24 protein-coding genes are annotated in these 22,887 nt (G+C 62.4%); 8 read left to right on the top strand and 16 right to left on the bottom strand.

All coding sequences use genetic code 11. The annotated features are described in order from the left end of the window. The 9 genes from BUA36_RS14445 to leuS all read right to left on the bottom strand — a co-directional run bounded on the left by BUA36_RS14445 (position 1) and on the right by leuS (position 11,633). Entirely contained in the window at positions 1-2,151 is a 2,151-nt protein-coding gene (locus BUA36_RS14445; RefSeq protein ID WP_167544295.1) for an HDOD domain-containing protein, read from the bottom strand. A 219-nt stretch (positions 2,152-2,370) separates the two neighbouring features. Continuing rightward, entirely contained in the window at positions 2,371-3,642 is a 1,272-nt protein-coding gene (locus BUA36_RS14440) for a multidrug effflux MFS transporter (RefSeq protein ID WP_072785682.1), read from the bottom strand. A gap of 99 nt (positions 3,643-3,741) precedes the next feature. Continuing rightward, positions 3,742-4,944: a THUMP domain-containing class I SAM-dependent RNA methyltransferase gene (locus BUA36_RS14435; RefSeq protein ID WP_371851452.1), complete on the bottom strand. Its 1,203-nt coding sequence runs from the start codon at positions 4,942-4,944 to the stop codon at positions 3,742-3,744. Positions 4,945-5,002: 58 nt separating this feature from the next. Continuing rightward, on the bottom strand, positions 5,003-5,617 hold the full coding sequence (locus BUA36_RS14430) for a 2-hydroxychromene-2-carboxylate isomerase (RefSeq protein WP_072785677.1): 615 nt from the start codon (positions 5,615-5,617) through the stop codon (positions 5,003-5,005). Positions 5,618-5,627: 10 nt separating this feature from the next. Continuing rightward, entirely contained in the window at positions 5,628-6,050 is a 423-nt protein-coding gene (locus BUA36_RS14425; RefSeq protein WP_072785675.1) for a CopD family protein, read from the bottom strand. 8 nt (positions 6,051-6,058) lie between these two features. Then, complete coding sequence (locus BUA36_RS14420; RefSeq protein ID WP_072785673.1) at positions 6,059-7,330, bottom strand: glutamate-5-semialdehyde dehydrogenase; 1,272 nt, start codon at positions 7,328-7,330, stop codon at positions 6,059-6,061. Between the two features lie 20 nt (positions 7,331-7,350). Beyond that, positions 7,351-8,367: a DNA polymerase III subunit delta gene (gene holA / locus BUA36_RS14415; protein WP_072785670.1), complete on the bottom strand. Its 1,017-nt coding sequence runs from the start codon at positions 8,365-8,367 to the stop codon at positions 7,351-7,353. Between the two features lie 9 nt (positions 8,368-8,376). Further along, complete coding sequence (locus BUA36_RS14410) at positions 8,377-8,997, bottom strand: LPS-assembly lipoprotein LptE (protein WP_072785667.1); 621 nt, start codon at positions 8,995-8,997, stop codon at positions 8,377-8,379. An 11-nt stretch (positions 8,998-9,008) separates the two neighbouring features. Further along, positions 9,009-11,633: a leucine--tRNA ligase gene (gene leuS, locus BUA36_RS14405; RefSeq protein ID WP_072785666.1), complete on the bottom strand. Its 2,625-nt coding sequence runs from the start codon at positions 11,631-11,633 to the stop codon at positions 9,009-9,011. Between the two features lie 25 nt (positions 11,634-11,658). Between leuS and BUA36_RS14400 the strand changes: the two genes are divergently transcribed. The 5 genes from BUA36_RS14400 to map all read left to right on the top strand — a co-directional run bounded on the left by BUA36_RS14400 (position 11,659) and on the right by map (position 15,369). Further along, the gene (locus tag BUA36_RS14400) at positions 11,659-12,516 is read left to right on the top strand and encodes a helix-turn-helix domain-containing protein (RefSeq protein WP_229255712.1); all 858 of its coding nucleotides are present in this window, start codon (positions 11,659-11,661) and stop codon (positions 12,514-12,516) included. 54 nt (positions 12,517-12,570) lie between these two features. Then, positions 12,571-12,936, top strand: a complete 366-nt coding sequence (locus BUA36_RS14395) for a VOC family protein (RefSeq protein WP_072785662.1) — start codon at positions 12,571-12,573, stop codon at positions 12,934-12,936. A 142-nt stretch (positions 12,937-13,078) separates the two neighbouring features. After that, positions 13,079-13,687: a hypothetical protein gene (locus BUA36_RS14390; protein ID WP_072785660.1), complete on the top strand. Its 609-nt coding sequence runs from the start codon at positions 13,079-13,081 to the stop codon at positions 13,685-13,687. Between the two features lie 34 nt (positions 13,688-13,721). Next, on the top strand, positions 13,722-14,453 hold the full coding sequence (locus BUA36_RS14385; RefSeq protein WP_139260563.1) for a hypothetical protein: 732 nt from the start codon (positions 13,722-13,724) through the stop codon (positions 14,451-14,453). 61 nt (positions 14,454-14,514) lie between these two features. After that, positions 14,515-15,369, top strand: coding sequence for a type I methionyl aminopeptidase (gene map / locus BUA36_RS14380; RefSeq protein WP_072785655.1), 855 nt, complete (start codon positions 14,515-14,517; stop codon positions 15,367-15,369). Here the strand turns inward: map and BUA36_RS14375 are convergent. From BUA36_RS14375 to BUA36_RS14355, 5 genes are read right to left on the bottom strand one after another with little or no spacing between them, the layout of a single operon-like run. After that, positions 15,350-15,676, bottom strand: coding sequence for a barstar family protein (locus BUA36_RS14375; RefSeq protein WP_072785653.1), 327 nt, complete (start codon positions 15,674-15,676; stop codon positions 15,350-15,352). The genes map and BUA36_RS14375 overlap by 20 nt on opposite strands. After that, positions 15,677-16,102 (bottom strand): ExbD/TolR family protein, encoded by a 426-nt coding sequence (locus BUA36_RS14370; protein ID WP_072785651.1) that lies wholly within the window; start codon positions 16,100-16,102, stop codon positions 15,677-15,679. A gap of 4 nt (positions 16,103-16,106) precedes the next feature. Further along, positions 16,107-16,772 (bottom strand): MotA/TolQ/ExbB proton channel family protein, encoded by a 666-nt coding sequence (locus tag BUA36_RS14365; RefSeq protein ID WP_072785649.1) that lies wholly within the window; start codon positions 16,770-16,772, stop codon positions 16,107-16,109. After that, positions 16,769-17,575, bottom strand: a complete 807-nt coding sequence (dapB, locus tag BUA36_RS14360) for a 4-hydroxy-tetrahydrodipicolinate reductase (RefSeq protein WP_072785647.1) — start codon at positions 17,573-17,575, stop codon at positions 16,769-16,771. The genes BUA36_RS14365 and dapB overlap by 4 nt, the downstream gene beginning before the upstream one ends. 16 nt (positions 17,576-17,591) lie before the next feature. Beyond that, on the bottom strand, positions 17,592-18,233 hold the full coding sequence (locus BUA36_RS14355) for an outer membrane protein assembly factor BamE (RefSeq protein ID WP_072785645.1): 642 nt from the start codon (positions 18,231-18,233) through the stop codon (positions 17,592-17,594). A 197-nt stretch (positions 18,234-18,430) separates the two neighbouring features. Between BUA36_RS14355 and fur the strand changes: the two genes are divergently transcribed. After that, entirely contained in the window at positions 18,431-18,859 is a 429-nt protein-coding gene (gene fur / locus BUA36_RS14350; RefSeq protein WP_072785643.1) for a ferric iron uptake transcriptional regulator, read from the top strand. 31 nt (positions 18,860-18,890) lie between these two features. Here the strand turns inward: fur and hrcA are convergent, their stop codons facing one another. Together hrcA and BUA36_RS14340 are read right to left on the bottom strand one after the other, a co-directional pair. Then, entirely contained in the window at positions 18,891-19,907 is a 1,017-nt protein-coding gene (gene hrcA / locus BUA36_RS14345; protein WP_072785641.1) for a heat-inducible transcriptional repressor HrcA, read from the bottom strand. A 48-nt stretch (positions 19,908-19,955) separates the two neighbouring features. Then, entirely contained in the window at positions 19,956-20,663 is a 708-nt protein-coding gene (locus tag BUA36_RS14340; protein WP_072785639.1) for an HAD family hydrolase, read from the bottom strand. Positions 20,664-20,739: 76 nt separating this feature from the next. Here BUA36_RS14340 and BUA36_RS14335 point away from each other — a divergent pair, with 76 nt between their 5' ends. Both BUA36_RS14335 and BUA36_RS14330 read left to right on the top strand, forming a co-directional pair. After that, complete coding sequence (locus BUA36_RS14335; RefSeq protein WP_072785637.1) at positions 20,740-22,137, top strand: metallophosphoesterase family protein; 1,398 nt, start codon at positions 20,740-20,742, stop codon at positions 22,135-22,137. 131 nt (positions 22,138-22,268) lie between these two features. Then, a complete protein-coding gene (locus BUA36_RS14330) occupies positions 22,269-22,865 on the top strand; it encodes a DUF3237 domain-containing protein (protein WP_072785635.1) in 597 nt (198 codons plus the stop codon). Positions 22,866-22,887 lie beyond the last annotated feature (22 nt).

Raw genomic sequence — 22,887 nt, 5'->3', positions numbered from 1 at the left:
TTAAACGGAATCCATCACCCGGGTTTGCACGCCGGTGATTTGGCTGTTACTGCCCTTGGCGGGCAGCAGGATTTCAAACGTAGTACCCGTTTTGCCGGAACGGCAGGTAATCAGGCCTTGCATTTTCTTGACCAGGCTGTGGACGATGGACAGTCCCAGCCCGTGATTGGCGCCTTCCTTACTGCTGCGGACAGGAGAGAACAGGTTGGCCAGTACGTCGGCCGACAGACCCGGACCGGTGTCGCTGACCACCAGTTCCAGATACAGCTTGCGCTCGCGGTTGACGTGGCCGCGATTCGAAATCTCGATCTTGCCGCCATCGGTCAATGCCTCGATGGCGTTCTTGATCAGGTTGACCAGGATTTGCTTGAGCATGTCGGCATCGCCATCGATTTCGGCCGGCTCCTCCTGCATGCGCACCACGATCTGCACCGAGGCCGGCACGAAGTCGGTGGCGCGGAACAGGCGCAGCACATCGTCGACCACTTTGCCGACGTCGGTGGTGCGCGCGCTTTCGGTCGGTTGCAGGTCGGCCAGGCCGTTAATCAACTGGCCGACGCGGTCGATCTCTTCATTCAGGATCGACATTTCACCGACCACCGGCTCACGCCGCGCCAGCTTGCTGTCGAGGACCGACAGATAATTCTTGATGATGGACAGCGGGTTGTTCACCTCATGCACTACGCGGCGCGAGGCTTCGCGGTATTCCTCCGCCACATGCGCGATCTGGCGCTTGGCGTGGCCGCGTTCACTGATCGCGGTTTCCAGCGACGCTGCGGCCTGGGTGCCAAACGACAGCAGGAAGCGTTCGCGCTTTTGCAGATGCGGCATCTGCCAGGCCGGCGCACCGCCGATCAGCACACCGAGGCAGCGCTGGTTGGCCACCAGCGGCAGGCACACCATGCTGTCGCTGCCGAGGATGCGGAACAGCTGCTCTTCCGAGACGTTGTGCGCGTTGCCTTCGCGGCTCACATAGGCCAGCTTGCGTTCCAGCGTCGACTGCGCCACCGGGCCGCCCTTGTTGAGCGGAATGACGAACTCCGACAGGCGCTGCTGATTGTCGCCCGTGGCCATGCCGTGCAGCGCGTGGCCGGTGGGATTCTCCAGCAGCAGCACGGCGTTTTCAAAATCAAACAGGATGCGCGCCGAACGCGTGATGGCTTCCAGCAGTCCCGCTTCGCCATGCTGGCGCGCGAAGGTCTGGCCCATCTCCGACACCAGCATGATGTTGCGCACTTCTTCCGACAGGCGCTGCTGCACCGGATCGACCACCGGCGGCGCATACGCTGCAGGCGGGACGATGTCGTCGGCGCCGGCGAGGTCGATGCCCAGGTAATTGGCCGACTTCTCCACTTGGCGCGCGGCGTTCTTGATGATGAGTTCCAGCTTGTCGCTATCCAGGTTGCACAGGCGCGCGGATTCGGCGATGGCCTGCTCCTGGTCTTCGTGGCAGCACAGCAGGTGCGCCAGGCGCACCATGCGGATCAGCGGATGGGCCGCTTCCAGACGCGTGATCGGCTCATGGTGATACAGCACGCTGTCGGCCAGGAAGGAATCCAGGTTCCAGCGTTCGATGAGCCAGGCGCCCGCTTCCGAGTGGGTGATTTGCAGCGTGCGCTGCTCGACCGCGCACAGGTCTTCATCATCGCGCGCGGTGAAGTTGAAGGCATATTCTTTGGGCGCCGTCGCCAGCAGGGCCAGGCGGCCGACGTTGTGCAGCAGGCCAGCCAGGTAGGCTTCCTCGACGTGCGGATACTCCATCTGCTTGGCGATGTCGCGCGCGATGACGGCCGTGGTCAGCGAACCTTTCCAGAAGCCGCGCAGGTCGGTGCTGCCGGAATGCGGGAAGCTGTTAAACGTTTGAAAAACTGATTCGCTGATGACCAGCGTCTTGATCATGTCGGTGCCCAGCGACACCAGCGACTGCTCCAGGCCCACGGTGCGCGGATTGCGGTGGTAGGCCGAGCTATTGGCAACGGTGAGGATCTTGCTGGTCATCGCCGCATCCTTGGCGATGAGGGCGGCCAGCTCCGGCATGCCGGCGTCGTCGGCTTGCAGGTGCTCAATCAACTTGATGAGTATCTGCGGCATGGCCGGCAGACGGGCAATCAGCAGCCGATTGCGAATATCATGGTCAGATTGTTGATGCATCGTATCAAGCATTGCCGCCAGTAGACATCGATCAGGGGGCGGAATTCAACGACAAGATTCCACCAACGTTAGATTTTATGCGGTCTCCAAGCCGATTCGAGGCCAGGAAACATTGCCTTAAAAAATTATATTATCATAAAGTCTGATACAAACTTAACAGCGGGAAAAATTTCTTTCTAAACTAAGTGCATTTCCTGCCGTTAATGTTTATCGACCTAATTAGCGCGATAATATGCGCCGGTAATGGCGCGACGTCAACCATAAAGCGAGAGCAGAGGCACTAAAGGCCATCTGTGCTGCGGCTAACCACAGCGCCGAATGTGATAGAACCGGCGCAATCACCCCGGCCACAATCGCCCCCAGCAGCGTCACTGCGAACGACTGGCAGGACGCCACCGTGCCGCGGATGTGCGGGAACAAATCCAGTGCCAGCAAGGTCGCCCCGGGTGCGACCACCGACATGCCGAAGGTGTAAATCAACATCGGCGCCACCGTCCAGGGCAGCGCCGGCGGCAGGAACAGGTGGTAAATCACATTGATGGCGGACGCCGTCAGCAGGAAGCAGAAGCCAATACCGATCTGTCGCGAAAATGTCATTTTCCCGGCAATGCGGTTGGCCGCCAGCGCGCCGAGGAAGATTCCGCCCACCGATGGAATGAACAGCCAGCCGAATTGCGACGCCCCCAGATGCAGCTCCTGCGGCAGGAACACGGGTGCCGCCGAGATGTAGATGAACAGGCCAGCGAAGTTCAGCGCCACCACGCCCGTCTTGAAGTGGAACAGCGGCGAGCGCAGGATCTCGCCATAGTTACGCGCCAGGAAGCGCGGGTTGAACGGATGGCGTTTTTCCGGCGGCAGCGTCTCCGGCAGGCGCCGGTAGCAGAAGATGAACAGCAGCGTGCTGTAGGCCAGCAGCGACAGGAAAATCGCGCGCCAGTCGAACAGCGTGACGATCCAGCCGCCCAGTATCGGCGCCACGGCGGGCGCGATGGAGAAGATCATGGTCACCAGCGACAGCAGGCGCGCGGCTTCGGCGTCGGCATACAGGTCGCGGATGATGGCGCGGCCCACCACCACGCCGGCGCCGGCCGACACGCCCTGCATGATGCGGAACACCCACAGATAGTGGACCGTGTGCGCGGCAGCACAGCCCAGCGTGCCGATGGCGAACATGGCCAGCGAGACCAGGATTACATTGCGGCGGCCGAAGGCGTCCGATATCGCACCGTGCCACAGCACCATGCCAGCAAAGGCCAGCATGTAAAAGGTCAGGCTTTGCTGCACTTCCAGCGGCGTGGCGTGGAGCGTCGCCTGGATATTCGGGAAGGCCGGCAGATAGGCGTCGATCGAGAATGGACCGATCATCGACAGGCCGGCCAGCATGACTGCCAGCGCGGCGGCGGTCAGGGGTTTGCGGTGTGGCGGTTCCGGAGGCGGAACGTCTTCGATGGTGTCCTGGTCGGGCAGATTGGCGGGAGGTGTTGGCAGCATAAATCGTTTTCCTTTCGGCGCATGCTTTCACCCCACACCGCGATGCAAGCACCGGGGCTGACCCCGTACGGTGTCAGACCCTTTTGTGGCCCTGCGGGGTTAAGCGTCTTTTGGCTTGGCGGCTTCACGGCGGTTGAAGCCGGCCACCATATCGAAGCGGAACAAACGGCATTCCAGCGCACCGTTGAAGAACGGGGTCTTGCGCGACTCTTTCAGGCGCAGCAGCTTGGGCACGCCCAGGTCCGCCGTGAACAGATACACCGTCCAGCCGGCAAAGCGCTGCTTCAGCGTCGAGCTCAATTCGGCATAGAAGCTGTTGGCCAGTTCATCCTGCGGCATGGTGCTGTCGCCACGCACGCCGATACGCTCGCCGTACGGTGGATTGGTCAGCAGAATGCCCGGCTGCTCGGTCGGCGCCTGGATCTGCTGCGCCTCGATCTGCTTCAACGGCACATCGAACAGAATGCCCGCGCTGCGCAGATTATGGCGCGCCATCGCCACCATGTCGCCCGAAATATCGGAACCGAAAATGGTCGGCTCGGACGGCAGCGGATTTGGCTTGATGGCTGCCTTCATGTCCTGCCATGGCTGCGGGTCAAAGTCATGGAACTTCTCGAACGCGAAACTGCGGCGCGCACCCGGCGGCACGCCCTGCACCATCTGCGCGGCTTCGCACAGGATGGTGCCGGAGCCGCACATCGGGTCGAACAGCGGCATGCCCGGCTTCCAGCCCGCTACGCGCAGTAGGCCCGCAGCCAGATTCTCGCGCAGCGGCGCATCGCCGATCTCGGTACGCCAGCCGCGCTTGAACAGCGCCTCGCCCGAGGTATCCAGATACACGATGAACTGGTGCGCGTCGACGAAGCCGAAGATACGCATGTCCGGTTCCTTGGTATCCACCGAAGGACGCTTTTTATATTGATCGAGGAAGCGGTCGCAGATCGCGTCCTTGATCTTCAGCGTGGTGAACTCCAGGCTTTTCAGCGGCGACTTCACCGCCGTCAGATCGACGCGGATGGTGTGGTCATAGCCGAACCACTCTTCCCATGGCTGCGCCAGGGTCAGGTCGTAGATATCGTTCTCGTTCTTGTAGCCGCCAGCGGCCATACGCATCAGCACGCGCGACGCAATGCGCGAGTGCAGGTTGATGCGGTAGGAATCCGTGAGGTCGCCGGAAGCGTGCACGCCGCCCGGCACCTCGTTGTGCACCTTCATGGTGGTGCTTTGTTGTGCGATTTCGCGCAGTTCTTCGGCCAGCGCCGATTCCATGCCGCGTGGGCATGGGCAAAAGAAGGATGCCATAGGTGTACCTTTTGTCCGTTAAAAAAATAGCGCGCCGCCCCCGCGAGCGCGGCGCTGCTTACCTGCTTATTGCATTGCTCATTGCCCGCTCCAGGAAGTCCAGACGATCCTGGCCCCAGAAGCTTTCTCCATCCAGCACATACCACGGCGAACCGAATACGCTGAGCGCATTCGCATCCTCCGTGTTGCTGTCGTACTCTGCCTGCACGCCGGCGGTTTCCGCCGCCTGCAGCAGCGCACGGCCATCCAGGTCGCAGCTGCCGGCGATCTGCAGCAGCGTTTCCTCGTCAGCGATATTCTTATCCTCGGCCCACAAGCCGCGCATGATCGCGCCGGCCAGCGCCATGGCCACGTCCGTGCCATGCGCAAAGCGCGCCGCCACAATCAGCTTGTTGGCCAGTTCCGGGGACACCGGGAAAAACTGCGGCTGCGGTTTCAGCGGAATGCCCAGATACTCGGACCAGCGCGCCAACTCCACCAGCCGGTACGCCTGGCGCTGCGGCGCGCGTTTGGCGAGCGGCACGCCGCCCGACACGCCAAACACCTTGCCCAGATCGCAGGGCTTGATGTCAAGCTGCACGCCATGCTTGCCTGCCATGGCCAGCAAACGTTGATGCCCCAGGTAAGCCCAGGGCGAATGGGCGGCGAAAAAATACTGGCAAACTTTGCTCATGCCAATCCGATCAGAAAGGTTTGACTACCACCAGCAGCACAATCGCCAGCATCGCAAACACCGGCAGCTCGTTAAACACGCGGAACCATTTGTGGCTACGCTTGTTTTCACCACGTTCAAATTTTTTCAGGATACCGCCGCAGGCGTGGTGATAACCGATCACCAGCACCACCAATGTCAGCTTGGCGTGCAGCCAGCCCGGCATGTGCGCGCCGTATGCCAGATACACCAGGATCGCGCCAAACACCACGGCAAACACCGACAGCCACATCGAAAACCGGTACAGCTTGCGCGCCATGAGCAGCAGGCGCGCGGTGGTGTTTTTATCGGTCTCCATCGCCAGGTTGACGAAGATGCGCGGCAGGTAGAACACGCCGGCCATCCAGGCGATGACGAAGAAGATGTGCAGTGCTTTGACCCAGAGATACAGCATAACGCTCCTTAGTTTCGTACTTCCCCGTGGCCGAATACCACGTATTTCAACGACGTCAGGCCTTCCAGTCCGACCGGGCCGCGTGCGTGCAGCTTGTCGTTGGAAATGCCGATTTCCGCGCCCAGGCCATATTCAAAACCGTCCGCAAAACGCGTCGAGGCGTTGACCATCACCGATGCCGAATCCACCTCGCGCAAAAAGCGCATCGCGGCCGAGTGGTCCTCGGTGATGATGGACTCCGTGTGCTTGGACGAGTAGGTGTTGATGTGCTCCATCGCCTCGTCCATGTCCGCGACCACCTTGACCGACAGGATCGCCGCCAGGTATTCCGTCGACCAGTCTTCTTCCGTCGCATCGGCCAGATGCGGGTAGCCGGCGGCGGCGAGAATGGCTTTTGCTTCCGCGTCGGCGCGCAGTTCGACCTGCTTGCTTGCGTACAGCGTGGCCAGTTGCGGCAGCACGGCCGGCGCAATCGCGCGCGCTACCAGCAGCGTCTCCATCGTGTTGCAGGTGCCATAGCGGTGGCACTTGGCGTTGAACGCAATGTCCAGCGCCTTTTTCATATCGGCCTTGCTGTCGATGTAGACGTGGCAGATGCCGTCCAGATGCTTAATCATCGGGACTGTCGCCTCTTCCATCAGGCGCGCGATCAGGCCCTTGCCGCCGCGCGGCACGATCACGTCCACATAGTGCGGCATCGTAATCAGTGCGCCAACGGCAGCCCGGTCGGTAGTCTCGACGACCTGCACGCCCTCTTCCGGCAGGCCAGCGCCAGCCAGGCCTTCCTTGACCAGCTTGGCCAGCGCGCGGTTGCAGTGGATCGCTTCCGAGCCGCCGCGCAGGATGGTGGCGTTGCCGCTCTTGATGCACAGCCCCGCCGCGTCCACCGTCACGTTGGGGCGCGACTCGTAAATAATGCCGATCACGCCCAGCGGCACGCGCATCTGGCCAACCTGGATGCCGGTCGGGCGGAATTTCAGGCCGGAGATTTCTCCGATCGGGTCCGGCAATGCGACGATCTGGCGCAGGCCTTCCACCATGGTGGCGATGGCCTTGTCCGACAGCGCCAGCCGGTCCAGCATGGCCGGCGCCAGGCCGTTGGCGGCAGCAGCGTCCATGTCTTGCTGGTTGGCGGCGCGCAGGATGTCGGCGTCGCGTTCGATTGCGTCGGCGATCAGCGTCAGCGCGCGGTTGCGCTGTGCGCTATCGGCACGGGCCATGGCGCGCGAAGCCTTGCGCGCCTGCCGGCCCAGTTGTTCCATATACTGATTGATGTCCATCGTTGTCCCGTTCGAGCGGGTCAGCCGCGGGCGACTTTCAACGCCAATTGCAGCATGGCGTCCCATGCGTCGCCTGCATGCGCTTTCGCGCGCAGACCCTTGATCATCTTGTCCACTTGCGCGGCGTCCTTCATTGCCGCTTCCAGCGTTGGCAGCGAAATGCGGCGCAGCGCCGGGTCCATCATGCGTTCCTTGGGTCCCCAGATGCGGTGCTCCTTGAGCAGCGCACCCAGAGGCCGGCCTTGCGCCATGCCCGACTTGAGCTTGAGCAGCGTGCGGATTTCGTCCGACACCGCCCACAGCACCAGCGGCAGCGCTTCGCCCTCGCCTTTCAGGCCTTCCAGCATGCGTACCAGACGCGCCGGATCACCTGCCAGCATCGCTTCACTGAGCTTGAACACATCGTAGCGCGCTACATTCAGCACCGCGTCGTGCACCTGCTCGTAGGTCAGCTTGCCCGGCTCGTGCAGCAAAGCCAGTTTTTGAATCTCCTGATGGGCCGCAAGCAGATTGCCTTCCACGCGGTCCGCGATGAAATCAATGCTCTGCCGGTCTGCGCTCTGCCCTTGTGCGGCAAGGCGCTGGCCTATCCAATTGGGCAAATGCGCCCGTTCCACCTGCGGGATGTCGATATACACCGCCGCTTGTTGCAGACTGGCGACCCAGGCCGCCTTCTGCGTCTGCCAATCCAGCTTGGGCAGCGTGATCAAAGTCAGGTTGTCCGGACTCAGATCCTTTACATAATTCTGCAGCGCCGCGCCGCCATCCTTGCCCGGCTTGCCGGTCGGGATGCGCAGCTCGATAAGCTTCTTGTCACCAAACAGCGACAGCGCCTGATTGGCCGCCAGCAGTTCGCCCCATTTGAAGCTGCGCTCCACGGTCAGCACATCGCGCTCGGAATAGCCTTGCGCGCGCGCGGTCTTGCGGATTTTGTCCGCGGCTTCCAGCGCCAGCAAATGCTCGTCGCTGGTGATGACATACAGCTGCGACAGCGATTTCGTTAAATGGCCATCCAGCGCTTCCAACCGTAATTGCATCGCGCGCCTTTACTGAATCGGCACGGCCGGCGGAATGGTCGACGGCTGGCCCGAAGGCTGCTTGTCGGCCGGCAGCGGCGCTGGCGGCAGCGACACGCCCGGCGTTTTCACGGCGGCGATACGGCGCATCATCTGCTGCACCAGGTCGGTCTGCATGTCTTTGTACAGCAGCGCTTCTTCCTGTTCCTTGGCCAGCAGCTGGGTTTCGTTAAAGTCGATAGGACGCGTCAGCATCAGCTGCGTCGGTCCCAGCAGCTCAGCGCCCTGCTTGTCCAGCACGCGGAACACAATGTTGTAGGTCAGCAGATACTGACGCACACGGCCATTGCTGTTCAGCGACAGAATGGTCTTGCTCTTGGTCTTCTCCGGATTGGACAAGACCTCGATCACGCCATCCGCATCCTTGGCGGAGCTGACCACGGTGGTGCCGCCGTTGGCGCGGATGTTGCGCTTCAAATCAATCGCCAGCGGCGACGACTCCGGCAGCCCCACATACATGGTCGGGAATGGCAGCGTGTAGTGGCCGCCCTCGCCGCGCAGGTGGAAGCCGCACGCCGACACCGTCAGCGACGCGGCCAGAACTGCCGCGTACAGTGCGCCGCGGCGCAAAAACTTCGAAGTAGTCGCCATGAGGATTCCGATTAAACGACGATGTTGACCAGTTTACCCGGCACCACGATCACCTTCTTCGGCGTGCCCTCGATGAACTTCTGCACGGCTTCATTTGCCAGTGCAGCCGCTTCGATGGCCGCCTTGTCGGCGCTCTTCGGCACCACCACGCTGCCGCGCAGCTTGCCGTTCACCTGAATCATCATCTCGATTTCGGACTGTTCCAGCGCAGCCGGATCAACCTGCGGCCAGGCGGCGTCCAGGATGTCGCCGGCATAGCCCAGCTCTTTCCACAGCACGTGGGTGATGTGCGGTGCGACGGGGTTCAGCAGGCGCAGGAAGATGGCGTAGCCTTCCGAGACCACGGCCGCTTCCACATCCTTGGCCGACTCCAGCGTGTTCAGCATCTTCATGCAGGCCGAGACCACGGTGTTGTACTGGATGCGTTTGACGTCGTAGTCGGCCTGCTGCAGCACCTTGTGCACTTCGCGGCGCAGGGTCTTGCCAGCGTCGGTGGTGGCAGCTGCCGTCAGCGGTGCGCCGGCGGCGGCAATCGTTTCGCGCTGTGCGTAGCCGAACGCCCACACGCGGCGCAGGAAGCGGTTCGCGCCTTCCACGCCGCTGCCCGACCATTCAAGCGTTTGCTCTGGCGGCGAGGCGAACATGGTGAACAGACGCGCGGTGTCGGCGCCGTACTGTTCGATCTGCGCTTGCGGGTCGATCCCGTTGTTCTTCGACTTCGACATCTTCTCGGTGCCGCCGATGTTGACGGCCTGGCCGTCATCCTTCAGCACCGCGCCTTGCGGACGGCCCTTGTCGTCCACCGTCAGATCGACGTCGGCCGGATTGAACCAGGTCTTCTTGCCGGCGGCGTCTTCGCGGTAGTAGGTTTCGTTCAGCACCATGCCCTGGGTCAGCAGGTTGGTGAATGGCTCGTCAAACTTGACCAGGCCGAAGTCGCGCATCACCTTGGTCCAGAAGCGCGCGTACAGCAGGTGCAGCACGGCGTGTTCGATACCGCCGATGTACTGGTCCATCGGCATCCAGTAGTCGTTGCGGCTGTCGACCATCGCATCGTTCGAGTTCGGCGAGGTATAGCGCATGTAGTACCACGACGAATCCACGAAAGTATCCATGGTGTCGGTTTCGCGGCGGGCCGGTTTGCCGCACTGCGGGCAATCGCACTTCAGGAACGCTTCGTACTTGTTCAGCGGGTTGCCGCTGCCATCCGGTACGCAGTCTTCCGGCAGCACCACCGGCAGATCTTTTTCAGGCACCGGCACCGAGCCGCAATCGGCGCAGTTGATCATCGGGATCGGCGTGCCCCAGTAGCGCTGGCGCGAGATGCCCCAGTCGCGCAGGCGGAAGGTGATCTTCTTCTCGCCCAGGCCCTTGGCGGCCATGTCGGCGGCGACAGCATCCACCGCTTCGGCGTAGCGCAGGCCGTCGTATTTGCCGGAGTTGGTGACGATCGAGACTTCCTTGTCGCCATACCATTCCTGCCAGGCGTCGGTCGAATATTCCGGCGCATCCGCCGTGGTGATGACTTGCTTGATTGGCAGATTGTATTTTTTGGCGAAGGCGAAATCGCGCTCGTCGTGCGCCGGCACGCCCATCACGGCGCCGTCGCCGTAGGTCATCAGCACGTAGTTGCCGACCCAGACTTCGACTTGCGCGCCGGTCAGCGGATGGGTGACGAACAGGCCGGTCGGCATGCCCTTCTTTTCCATGGTCGCCATGTCGGCTTCAATCACCGAGCCCAGTTTGCACTCGGCGTTGAAGGCGGCCAGTGCCGGATTGGTTTGCGCGGCCAGCACGGCCAGCGGGTGTTCTGCCGCCACGGCGCAGAAGGTCACGCCCATCACGGTGTCCGGACGGGTGGTGAATACATACATCTTGCCGTCGCCGATCAGCGCGCCGTCGGCGTCCTTGATCTCGTGCGGGAACGCGAAACGCACGCCGGTCGATTTGCCGATCCAGTTCGATTGCATGATGCGCACGCGCTCAGGCCAGCCTGGCAGCTTGCTGTCAACGTGCTCCAGCAGTTCTTCCGCATAGTCGGTGATGCGCGCGTAGTACATCGGAATTTCACGCTTCTCGATGACCGCGCCGGAACGCCAGCCCTTGCCGTCGATGACCTGCTCGTTGGCCAGCACGGTCTGGTCGATCGGGTCCCAGTTCACGGTACCGGTCTTTTTGTAGATGATGCCTTTTTCCAGCATCTTCAGGAACATCCACTGGTTCCACTTGTAGTATTCCGGCTTGCACGCGGTCATTTCGCGCGACCAGTCGATGGCCAGGCCCATCAGCTCCATCTGCGAGCGCATGTGGGCGATGTTGGAATAGGTCCACTGTGCGGGCGGCACGTTGTTGGCCATTGCCGCATTTTCCGCCGGCATGCCAAACGCGTCCCAGCCCATCGGCATCAGCACGTTGTAGCCGTTCATGCGCAGATAGCGGTACATCACGTCGTTGATCGTATAGTTGCGCACGTGGCCCATGTGCAGCTTGCCCGATGGGTAAGGCAGCATGGAGCAGGCGTAGTACTTGCCTTTCGGGAAGCGCGGGTCGTTCTCGACGGCTTTGTAGGCGTCGATCGCCTTCCAGTGGGATTGAGCGGCTTTTTCTACGTCGGCGGGACTATATTTATCTTGCATGATCGGTGACGGCCAATTAGTGAATATGAACCGGACATTATACCGTTTCATTACCCTGCTGAGCGCGCAAGCCCCGAAGATGACCATTCCAGCCGTTTCTATGCGGCGGACGCCATGGCATACTGGTCAGATGCACTATCGCGAATATCCTCCCCACCCGGCGCTGGCCGCCCATGTTGACTGCGTCTGGGCCGCACAGGCGCCCGCGTGGGCGCATACGCACCGCGTGCTGCCCGATAATTGCTTGGATATCCTGTGGCAGGACAGCGGCCAGCCCGGGTTTGCGGTGGGTATGATGCGTTCCGCCATCCTGGTGACCAGCGAGCGGCCGGTACGGACAATGGCGGTGCGCTTCAAGCCGGGCATGGCAGGCCCGTTCCTGGCGATGCCGCTGCACGCGTTGACCGATCAGCGCGCGGAGATCGACTTGCTGTGGGGCCGCAGCGATGCCGGGCGCCTGGGCGACGCGCTCTGGAACAGCGCCGCACCCGAGCGTGCGCGGCTGGCGCTGATTGAACGGGAGTTGCTGCGCCGCCTGCGGCTGGACAGCGCCGCCGGAAACGGCAGCGCTGCGCTGGTCCAGCAGGCGCTGCGGGCGCTGGAAGCCAGCGCTGGTGCGCTACGCGTCGAGCAGCTGGCCGTACAGCTGCAGGTGTCGCGCCAGCATCTGGCGGCACAGTTCCGCACCCATGTCGGGCTGTCGCCCAAGCTATACGCGCGCATCTGCCGCTTCCGGCGCGCGACAGCGGCGCTGGGCGCCAGCGCGGGAACGGACTGGGCCCGGTTGGCACAGGAGTGCGGCTATTTCGACCAGTCGCACCTGATCCACGATTTCCAGGAGTTCGCCGGCAGCGCGCCGGAGCGATTCCATTTTTCCAATTAAGCGTCCGCCTGATGTGCCAAGATGGGGTTTTTACCCCCTCACAGGAGACATCGCATGATCAAAGGCTTACGCACCGCCGCCTATCCAGTCACCGACCTGGCTGCCGCCAAGGCGTGGTACACCCAGGTATTCAATACCCAGCCCTATTTCGACCAGCCCTTTTACGTCGGCTTCAACATCGGCGGCTTTGAGCTGGGCCTGATCCCTGACGGCCAGCCAGCGACAGCGGGTAGCATGGTCTACTGGGGCGTCGATGATATTGAGGCCGAAGTCGCACGCATCACCGCCCTGGGCGCAACGCTGCATCACCCGATCCAGGACGTCGGCGACAGCATTAAAACCGTGGAGCTGGCCGACCCGTTTGGCAACCTGCTGTGCCTGATCGTGAACCCGCATTTCGACCGCAATCAAGTAATTTAGTGTCACCTGCGCACTGTTACTTTTCGTGAGTTTCCACAAAGATTTTGTCTGTAGACTAATTATGGTTTTTTGCTAATCGTGCTTTTTTATTACCTCACGAGCAAAAAACGCTGGTTCCACTTCGACACTACAGAGGAAATCAATGAAAAAGCTTTTCGTATTAGGCGCAGTGCTGGCCGGCTTTGCAGCCAGCCAGGTAGCATCAGCACAAGCCGTGGTCACCCTGGGCCCGAACGTCATGCGCGCTGGCGTACGACTGAATTCGGGCCAGAATATCCAGTCGATCAACAAGAACTACATGCTGGCGATGCAAACGGATGGCAACCTGGTGCTGTACGCACAGCAACCAGGCGGCACCCAGCCGACCGGTTTCTCGACCGGCAAGGGCGGCAATTATGCCGTGCAACAAGACGATGGTAATTTCGTGGTGTATACGGCCAGCAATACCTGGCGCTGGACCTCGGAAACCGGCGGCCGCGCCACTGGTAACTACGTCATGGTGCTGGGTGATGATGGCCGTCTGACCATCCGTGAACCGGTCAACTATAACGTGATCCGTGAATTGCATCTCGACCGCGGCACCGGTGACCGTCAGCCTATGCGTTATGCGGCCCACCGCATCACCGGCGGTTTCGGCTGCGAAGAGTTCTACGTGGTGCAAAGGAACGGCGTGCTGGCGGCAGGTGTTGCAGCCCAGCAAGGCGGCGTGATCGGCAGCTGCGACTCCTACAACAAGCGCTACCTGATGTAATTGCCACCAACTGATGACCGCCGGGAGCGACTAGATGAAATCCACCACAATTGCACTCTCCACCGTAGCGTTGGTCATTGCGGGAGTGCTCGTTTCCCGGCAGGCCATCAGTGACACGCCGGCTGCGCCTAACGAGCCCGGCAAAGACGAGGTCCGTGCCGTGCACCAGTCCGAGCCCGCATCCACGGGCCGCAGCTGGAACGCGGCACTGGGCCTCAACCCCTTCGCCGTCGGCGAACCGGTGAAGGTTGACCAGCAAATCTTGATCCGCGAACGGCTCGAGCGTATGCGCAAAGGCAAATACAATACGCCCGAACCGTACTACCACATGAGCCTGAAGCAGTTGCAGCAGCTGGCCCACAACGGCGACGCTGCGGCAATGGTGCAATTAGGCGAGCAATATAGCAATGAAGCGGCGCAGTTGGTCAACGACGCCAGTTTCGACAGCCGAAAACCACCTGCCGAGGTCTCCAGGCAGTACTTTTACGCCGCGATGCAGGCAGGTTATCTGCATGCCGCCGCCGTCATCGCCGCCAAGGAAATCGACAACAACAATCTGGTGGAGGCCTGGGCATGGGACAAGTTTTCGCAGTTCACCAATGACCCCGACCGTGCGGCGCTCTACCACGCTGACCTGCAGTTCGCCGGCATGTCAGCGGAAGACAAAAAGGCCGCAGAGGCGCGTTACCAGGAAATCGCCAAGGATTTCGGCCTGATCGGACCTGACACCGAATCGCCGGCCGCAACGGCCAATCCCGCCCCATAGCAGCGGCCCGGCCATGGTCTATGGCAAAATGTCGACCTTTATCCAGTAAAAAAGGTCATCCATGTCACGCCGTTCCGCCAATCTGATCAAGTCGCCTGAGCAAATCGCCCAGGCCCGCGTCGCTGCCCAGCTGGCGGCCGACGTCCTGACGATGATCGGCCCGCACATCAAGGCGGGCGTGACCACCGCTTATCTCGACCAACTGTGCAACGACTACATCGTCAACGTGCAGCAGGCGATTCCCGCCAACGTCGGCTACGGCGGCTTTCCGGCCACCGTGTGCAGCTCGGTCAACCATGTAGTCTGCCACGGCATTCCGTCCGCCACCGAGGTACTGAAGAATGGCGACATCATCAACATCGACGTCGCCGTCATCAAGGATGGCTGGCACGGCGACACCAGCCGCATGTACTACGTGGGCGAACCCAGCAAGCCAACCCGCAAGCTGGTGGAAACCACCTATGCGGCCATGTGGGCCGGCATCCGCGCCGTGAAACCGAAGGCCACCCTGGGCGATGTCGGCTTTGCGATCCAGACCGTGGCCGAAAAGGCCGGCTACAGCGTGGTGCTGGATTACTGCGGCCATGGCATCGGCCAGGTGTATCACGAAGATCCGCAGGTGACGCACTACGGCCGTCCAGGCCAGGGCATGGTGCTCAAGCCGGGCATGCTGTTCACCATCGAACCGATGATCAATGCAGGCAAGGCCGCCACCAGGGAATTGAGCGACGGCTGGACCGTCGAGACGCGCGACAAATCGCTGTCGGCGCAGTGGGAACACATGGTCTGCGTGACCGAGACCGGCTTCGAGGTGCTGACGCTGGCGCCGGGCGAGACCGGCGCCAAGGCGCATATTCCGAACGCGCTGCCGGCCGGCGCCGAACCGCCCGCCGCGCCTAGCGCAGCGTCAGTTTGAGGGCGGGCTTTTCGCCGTAGTCCTCGTAGCGTTCGTTGAGGCCAGCCACGCAGTAGGTGATTTCTTCCACAATGTCCGGCACGGCGGCCTGCATGGCCGGCGCGTCCAGGATGACGATTTCCAGCACTTCGTTGGGCTTGAGCCTGAACTTGCTCATGCTGTCGTCGTCGCGCAGATAGCTCAGGCAGTCCACCCAGGCATCCATGGTGTTGCCATAGGTGTCGGGGAAGCCCATGGCGGTCTTGCATGCAGCGTGGAAGCTGTCGAAATCCTTAATCGCCGCGCCGTTCAGTTCTGCGGTTGCCATTTATTTCTTCTCCTTGGGATCGGTGACGAAGCCCAATTTCGTTAGTCCATTGCTCTGCGCCGCCGCCATCACCTGGGCCACCACTTCATAGCGGGTGTCCTTGTCGGCGCGCAGTTGCAGTTCCGGTTGCGGGTCCAGCCTGGACGCCTCCACCAGACGCGCGGTCAGCGCATCCGGCGCCACCAGGTCGTTATTCCAGAATATCTTGCCCTTGCCGTCGATCGACAGCGTGACAGTCGCGGCGGGCGCCGTCGGCGTTGCCGGCGCTTGCGCCTTCGGCAGTTCCAGCTGCACCGAGCCGGTGAACATCGGCGCCGCCAGAATGAAAATCACCAGCAGCACCAGCATCACATCCACCATGGGCGTGACATTGATGTCGGCCATCGGGCCGGGATTGCGGTGATGGTTGAAAGCGCCGAAGGCCATGATCTTACTTCGTCAGATACGCATGCAGGTCGTGGGCAAATGCATCCAGCTCGGCCAGCGTCAGCCGGTTGACGCGGTTGAAACCATTGTAGGCCAGCACCGCAGGAATCGCCACGGTCAGGCCGATGGCGGTCATGACCAGCGCCTCACCCACCGGGCCAGCCACCTTGTCGATCTGCACCGTGCCATGCGAAGACACATTGGCCAGCGCGTGATAAATGCCCCAGACCGTGCCCAGCAGGCCGACAAACGGCGCAGTGGCGCCAATCGACGCCAGCAGCGTCAGGCCCGCCTCCAGGCGGTTGGTGGAGCGCTGGATCGCCGCGCGCAGCACGCGCGTGGCTTGCGCCGAGCGGTCCATCTCGCCCCCCAGAGATGGCCGTGCCGACGCCGTCAGCTGCGCCGCGCCCTGCTGCGCCAGCGGCAGGAAAATCTGTTCGGGATCGGCCAGCGTCAGCGCGGCCACGCCATCCTGCATGCTGGGCGCGTCCCAGAACGCCTGCACCGCAGGCGCGCTGCGGCGGATGCGCCACGAGGAAACCGCCTTGGCCAGGATGAAGAACCAGCTCACCAGCGACATCGCCAGCAGCACCAACGCCACCGCGTGGCTGATGGCGTCCCCCTGCTCCCAGAAGCGGCTCAGGGTGAACTGGCTGGCTGCCGGGTTCATTGGTCTTTCAGGCCCAGCACGTCGTACATATCGTACAGGCCGGCCGGTTTGTCTGCCAGGAAGCGGCAGGCGCGGAGGGCGCCGTGCGCGTAGGTCACGCGGCTGCTGGACTTGTGGCTGATCTCGATGCGCTCGCCGATGCCGGCAAACAGCACGGTGTGGTCGCCAACGATGTCGCCGCCACGGATGGTGGCAAAGCCGATCGACGACGGATCACGTTCGCCGGTCACGCCTTCGCGCGCGAACACGCCATGTTCCTTGAGGTCGCGGCCCAGCGCATCGGCAATCACCTCGCCCATTTTCAGTGCGGTGCCCGATGGCGCATCGACCTTGAAGCGGTGGTGCGCCTCGATGATTTCGATGTCGTAGCCGGTGGACAGCGCCTTGGCGGCCTGCTCCAGCAGCTTCATGGTGACATTGACGCCGACCGAAAAGTTGGGCGAGAACACGATGGCGGTTTTTTGGGCGGCGGCCAGAATGGCGGCCTTGCCCGCCTCGTCAAAACCGGTGGTGCCGATCACCAGCTTGATGCCGTGTTCAGCGCAATACTTCAAATGCTCGAGGGTGGCTTCCGGACGCGTGAAGTCGATCAGGAACTGCGCACCGGCCAGGCCCTGGTCCAATGCCGACGCCACCGGCACGCCGGCCGGCTTGCCCAGGAAAGCCGCCGCATCGGCCTGCTCCGCACCGGCGCGGTCCAGCGCGCCCGACAGACGCGCATCATCGGCGTTCTGCACGGCTTCGATCAGGATACGGCCCATACGGCCGCCGGCGCCTGCGATGGCGATGTTCATTGGGGTCATGCTTGCATCCTTGCTTTTATTTTTTGTCGTTCGTGATCGTCACGCCCACTGGCGAGGCCGCAGCGGGATTGTCGCTGCCGGCCGGCAGCGGCGCGCTAGGCGCCGGCTTGGCCAGGGCCGCTTCGGTCGCGGCTTCCTTCTTGGCGTTCGGCGCCGGGCCGGCGATACGGGCGATGTATTCTTTCTCGGTCGGCAGGTTGCCGCCTTCCCAGCGCTCCACCTTGCCATCCTTGAAGAACACGATCACGCGGCTGGTGGTAATTTCGCCGTTGCCCTTGGCCAGGCGGAACGCGTAATCCCAGCGGTTGCCGTGGAACGGGTCGGTCAGCAGCGCGGTGCCGAAGATGAAACGCACCTGGTCCTGGGTCATGCCCACTTTCAGCTGTGCCAACATTTCTTCCGAAACAAAGTTGCCCTGCTGGATATCCGGACGGTACGGCGAGAAGAACCACATGAAGCGTTGCAGCTTGGTGATGGTGGTGGTCTGGGCGCCTTTGCTGGCGTCCAGCGTTGGCTCACTGTCTTTCACTTCCGTCGATTTCTCGCCCAGCGTGGTTTTGGTCGCGCAGCCGCCCAGCGCCAGCGCGATGCACGCGGTGGCGGCAATAGGAGTGAAACGGTGCAACAAAGACTGCGAAAAAGCCTGGGTGACGCGCATAAATGTCCTCAATCTGGTCGAGCGGAAGTGCTGCAAAACGCTATATCATAAAGCACCCTGTCCGCGACGGGGTAATTCTTTGTAACTGTAAAATTCCTACAAGAAACTTATGCCGGTCCGTAAGCAGGTGCGGCCAGCGTCGGAGTGCGTTAAACTAGCGCCTAGCTAACCGCCAACCACACTATAGAGTTTCCAACATGGGTAATAATCCTACCGATCTGAAGGCCAGCGGCCTCAAAGCCACGCTGCCACGCATTAAAATCCTGGATATTTTCCAGAACAGCGAAGTGCGCCACCTGACCGCCGAGGATGTCTACAAAATCCTGCTGGCGGACAATATGGATGTGGGCCTGGCCACCGTCTACCGCGTGCTGACCCAGTTCGAGCAGGCCGGCCTGCTGAACCGCAACCACTTCGAAACCGGCAAAGCCATCTTTGAGCTGAACGCGGGCTCGCACCATGACCACCTGGTGTGCGTCGATTGCGGCCGCGTGGAAGAGTTTTACGATGAAGCGATTGAAGAGCGCCAGCATGCGATTGCCCAGGAGCGCGGCTTCAAGATCGCCGAACACGCGCTGGCGATTTACGGCAACTGCACCAAGACCGCCTGCCCGCACCGTCCTTGATTCCTGCCCCGCCCGGCAAGGCGGGGCACATTTAATTGTGACTCAGCGCGTTGGACAGCAGCTTGGCCGTAATATCCACAATCGGGATCACGCGCTCGTAGGCCATCCGCGTCGGGCCGATCACGCCCAGCGTGCCGACAATCTTGCCATTGGCCGTGTACGGCGCCGTCACCACACTCATCTCATCCATCGGCACCAGGCTGGATTCGCCGCCGATGTAGATTTGCACGCCGCTGGCCTTGCTCGACACATCGAGCAGCTGCATCAGCCCGGTCTTCTGCTCGAACATATCGAACATCTGGCGCAGTGAACTCATATTCGACGACAAATCGCTGACCGACAGCAGGTTGCGCTCACCCGCGATGACCATATTGTCGCTGTCATCCGTCATCGCCTCGCTGCCCGCTTCCACTGCCACCTGCATCAGGCGGCCCATGTCATCGCGCAGCTGGCGCAGTTCCGTCTGCAGGCGCGCATGCACCTCATCAAAGGCCAGGCCGCCGTAATTCTGGTTGATGTAATTGGCCGACTGCACCAGCTGCGCCGGGCTGTAATCCACATCCGTCAACAGCAGGCGGTTCTGCACATCGCCATTCGGCGCCACGATCACCAGCAGGATGCGCTTCTCGCCCAGGCGCAGGAACTCGATCTGCTGGAACACCGACTCGCGGCGCGGACTCAGCACCACGCCGGCAAACTGCGACAGCGAGGACAGCATCTGCGCCGCATTGGTAATCATCTTCTGCGGCTGCGGCGACTGCAGGCGCAGCTGCGCGCCCACGGCCTGCTCGTCGAGGTGCTGCACGGTCAGCAGGGTATCGACAAAGATACGGTAGCCGCGCGGCGTCGGCACCCGGCCGGCCGAGGTATGCGGGCTGGCTACATAGCCCAGCTCTTCCAGGTCCGCCATGATGTTGCGGATGGTGGCCGGCGACAGCTCCAGCCCCGAGATTTTGGAGAGCGCACGCGAGCCCACCGGCTGGCCGTCCGCGATATAGCGTTCGACCAGGGCCTTGAGCAGGGTTTGTGCGCGGGTATCGAGTTGCATACTAAATATCAGTGATTGCCGGTGAAGATGTTCTGCCTATTATGCACGTCAATGCTGCATCTGCCCACGTATCCAGGCCAGCAGCTCGTCAAACGTGGCGCAAATCGCATCCGGCGTCACGCCCGCGTCCAGATGGGCCGTGCTGCCGTGGCGGTTCATCCAGACCGCGCGCAGGCCGGCGCCCTGGGCGCCCTGCACGTCCAGCCGCAGGTCGTCGCCGACGTAGACGGCATCCTGCGGCGCCACGCCCATGGCCTCGCACGCGGTGCGGAAGATGTCCGGGTCCGGCTTGGCGCGGCCAAACGTGGACGAGGACAGCTGGTATTCAAAATGGTGGTCCATGCCGATCACTTCAAGGTCGGCGTTGCCATTGGTGATCACGCCCAGGCGCAGCATGCCCTGCAGCAGCGGCAATACCGGCAACACATCGTCAAACGGCGTCACGCGGTTGCGCTGCACGGCAAAATGCTGCATCGAGCCTTCGATGTGAACCGGGTCCTCGCCGGCCTCGGCAAAGATCTCGGCCAGCGCTTCGCGGCGCAGCTGGTATAAATCGGCGACCAGCTCGGGCCGGCGCTCCAGCAGCGCCATGCGGCGCACGCGCAGCTCGGCAATGCTGAATGCCTGCGCCACCCTGGGCGCATGCGCGGCCAGCCAGGCGTGCCAGCTGACTTCGGCGGCGGCAATCACCGGGCTGATCGGCCACAGGGTATCGTCCAGATCGAACAGCAAGGCTAAGGGGCGGCGTGAAGTCATGATCGGTCTACAAGGTGGGGAACAAGCATATTGTAAGGGCATGGTAGATTATGCGGATTATTCCGCTGGAGATCCCGTGCTGTTATCTACCTTGAAACGTGGGGCCATCGCCCTGCTGCTGACCGGCTGCGCCGCCACCAATCCGTCGCCACCACCAGATTTCACTTCCTACGTGGTACTGGGCGAATACGGCGCCGCCGTGGCCCGCGTGCTGATCGACGCGCCCGCCTGCCCCGCGATTGTCATCAACCAGCACAGCCAGCCCATGCAGCTGCGCGCGCCGGCCCAGACCATCGCGCTGCGCGCCACGCCCTCGGCGCCGGCCGACTCCAAACCGGCCGAATTTCCGCTGCTGACCTGCGAGACGCCCCTGCCGGCCGGCACCACCAGCGCCAGCGTGCTGGGCCGCGCACTGCCGCTGCCGAAGGCGGAGCCGCAGCGCATCGTGGTTATCGGCGACACCGGCTGCCGCCTGCAAAAAAGCAGCAACAGCTGGCAAGCCTGCAACGACAGCCAGCAATACCCATTTGCCACCACTGCCGCCCAGGCGGCCGCCTGGAAGCCCGACCTGGTGATCCACGTGGGCGACTACCACTACCGCGAAAACGCCTGCCCCGACGGCAACGCTGGCTGCGCCGGCAGCCCGTGGGGCTACGGCTGGGACGCGTGGGACGCCGATTTCTTCGCGCCCGGCGCCAGGCTGCTGGACGCGGCGCCGTGGATCATGGCGCGCGGCAATCACGAAAACTGCCTGCGCGGCGGCCAAGGCTACTGGCGCTTCCTTGATCCGCGCCCGCTGCTCAAGGGCCGCGACTGCAACGCCGCCGCCGACGACGACGTCGGCAACTACAGCGATCCGTATGCGGTGCGGATCGGCCAGGCCACCCAGTTGCTGGTGCTGGACACCGCCAACACCACCTGGAAAGGCCTGAAACCGGGCGACGTCGGCTATGCCAGATACCAGGACCTGTACCGCAAAATGGCCGCGCTGTCGCAGCAGGCGCCAAACAACCTCGCCATCGCCCACCATCCGCTGCTGGGCATGGGCGCCGACCGCAAGGCCGACGGCAGCATCGTGCTGCTGCCGGGCGACGCCGGCCTGCAGGCGGCCATGGGCTCGGTCAATCCGCAATACTTCCCGCCCGCCGTGCAGGCGCTGCTGTCGGGCCACGTCCACCTGTGGCAGCAGGCCAGCTTCTCGAGCGGCCATCCGAGCCAGTTCATTGCCGGGTTTGCCGGCACCTCGGAAGACATCGTGCCGCTGCCGGAACGCTTGCCGCCAGGCGTGACGCCGGCGCCGGGCGCGGTGGTCGAGCACTTCAGTTCCTGGGTGGACGGCTTCGGCTTCATGACCATGGAACGCCGCGGCGCGCAGCAATGGCATGTGGAAGTGCATGATTTGCAAGGCACCATCCGCAACCGCTGCGAGCTCGACGGGCGCCGCTCCCGCTGCGAGGTGGCGCAGGTCAAATAAACCGGGGCGACACACGCTGTTACATCCATTGAGCGTTTCAAGTTACCAAATGCACTAAAATACGGCCCACACGTGTAATATGCTGCCTCCCGTGCGTGCTGCCGGGCCTATTCGTTTTGGAGAGAGTTTTTATGAAAAGTTCGTATCTGCGTGCGGGTCTTGCCCTGCTGTGTGCTGTCATCCTGAGCGCCTGCGGCGGCAACAACGGTAGCCTCGCGCTGTCCGGCTCGGTTAACGGTCTGACCAAGACCGGCCTGGTGCTGATCAATAAAGGCAATGGCGAAAAGCTGCCTATCGAACCCAATACCAGCACGTTCGTGTTCACCAAGCTGCTGGCGACCGACGAGCAGTTCGACGTTGAAATCGATACCCCGCCTGCCGGCGCCAAGTGCACGCTGGCCAACAACGTCAACAAGGCCAACGGCTATAACGTGTATGTGACGGTCACCTGCGTTACCAATCCCTACACCCTTGGCGGCTCGGTCAAAGGCCTGAAAGGCGCGGGCCTGGTGGTGGCCAACGGTTCGGATCTGGTGCGGATCGACCCACCAGCCACCGCTGGCGCGGATGTCAGCTTCGTATTCCCGACCAAAGTGGCGGATGGCTCGCTGTTCGGCGCCTCGGTGCTGACCCAGCCGACCGGCCAGACCTGCGCGGTGGATCCGAGTAACAACCCAGGCACGATGCCAAGCGGCGATGCGCTGGGCCTGATCGTCAGGTGCAATTAAGCTGCGGCACCGTTCAAACACT

The organism is Duganella sacchari (genome assembly GCF_900143065.1).
Taxonomy (GTDB): domain Bacteria; phylum Pseudomonadota; class Gammaproteobacteria; order Burkholderiales; family Burkholderiaceae_D; genus Rugamonas; species Rugamonas sacchari.
The sequence above is the reverse complement of the archived record's forward strand: the minus strand, read 5'-3'. Positions and strand labels throughout refer to the sequence as shown.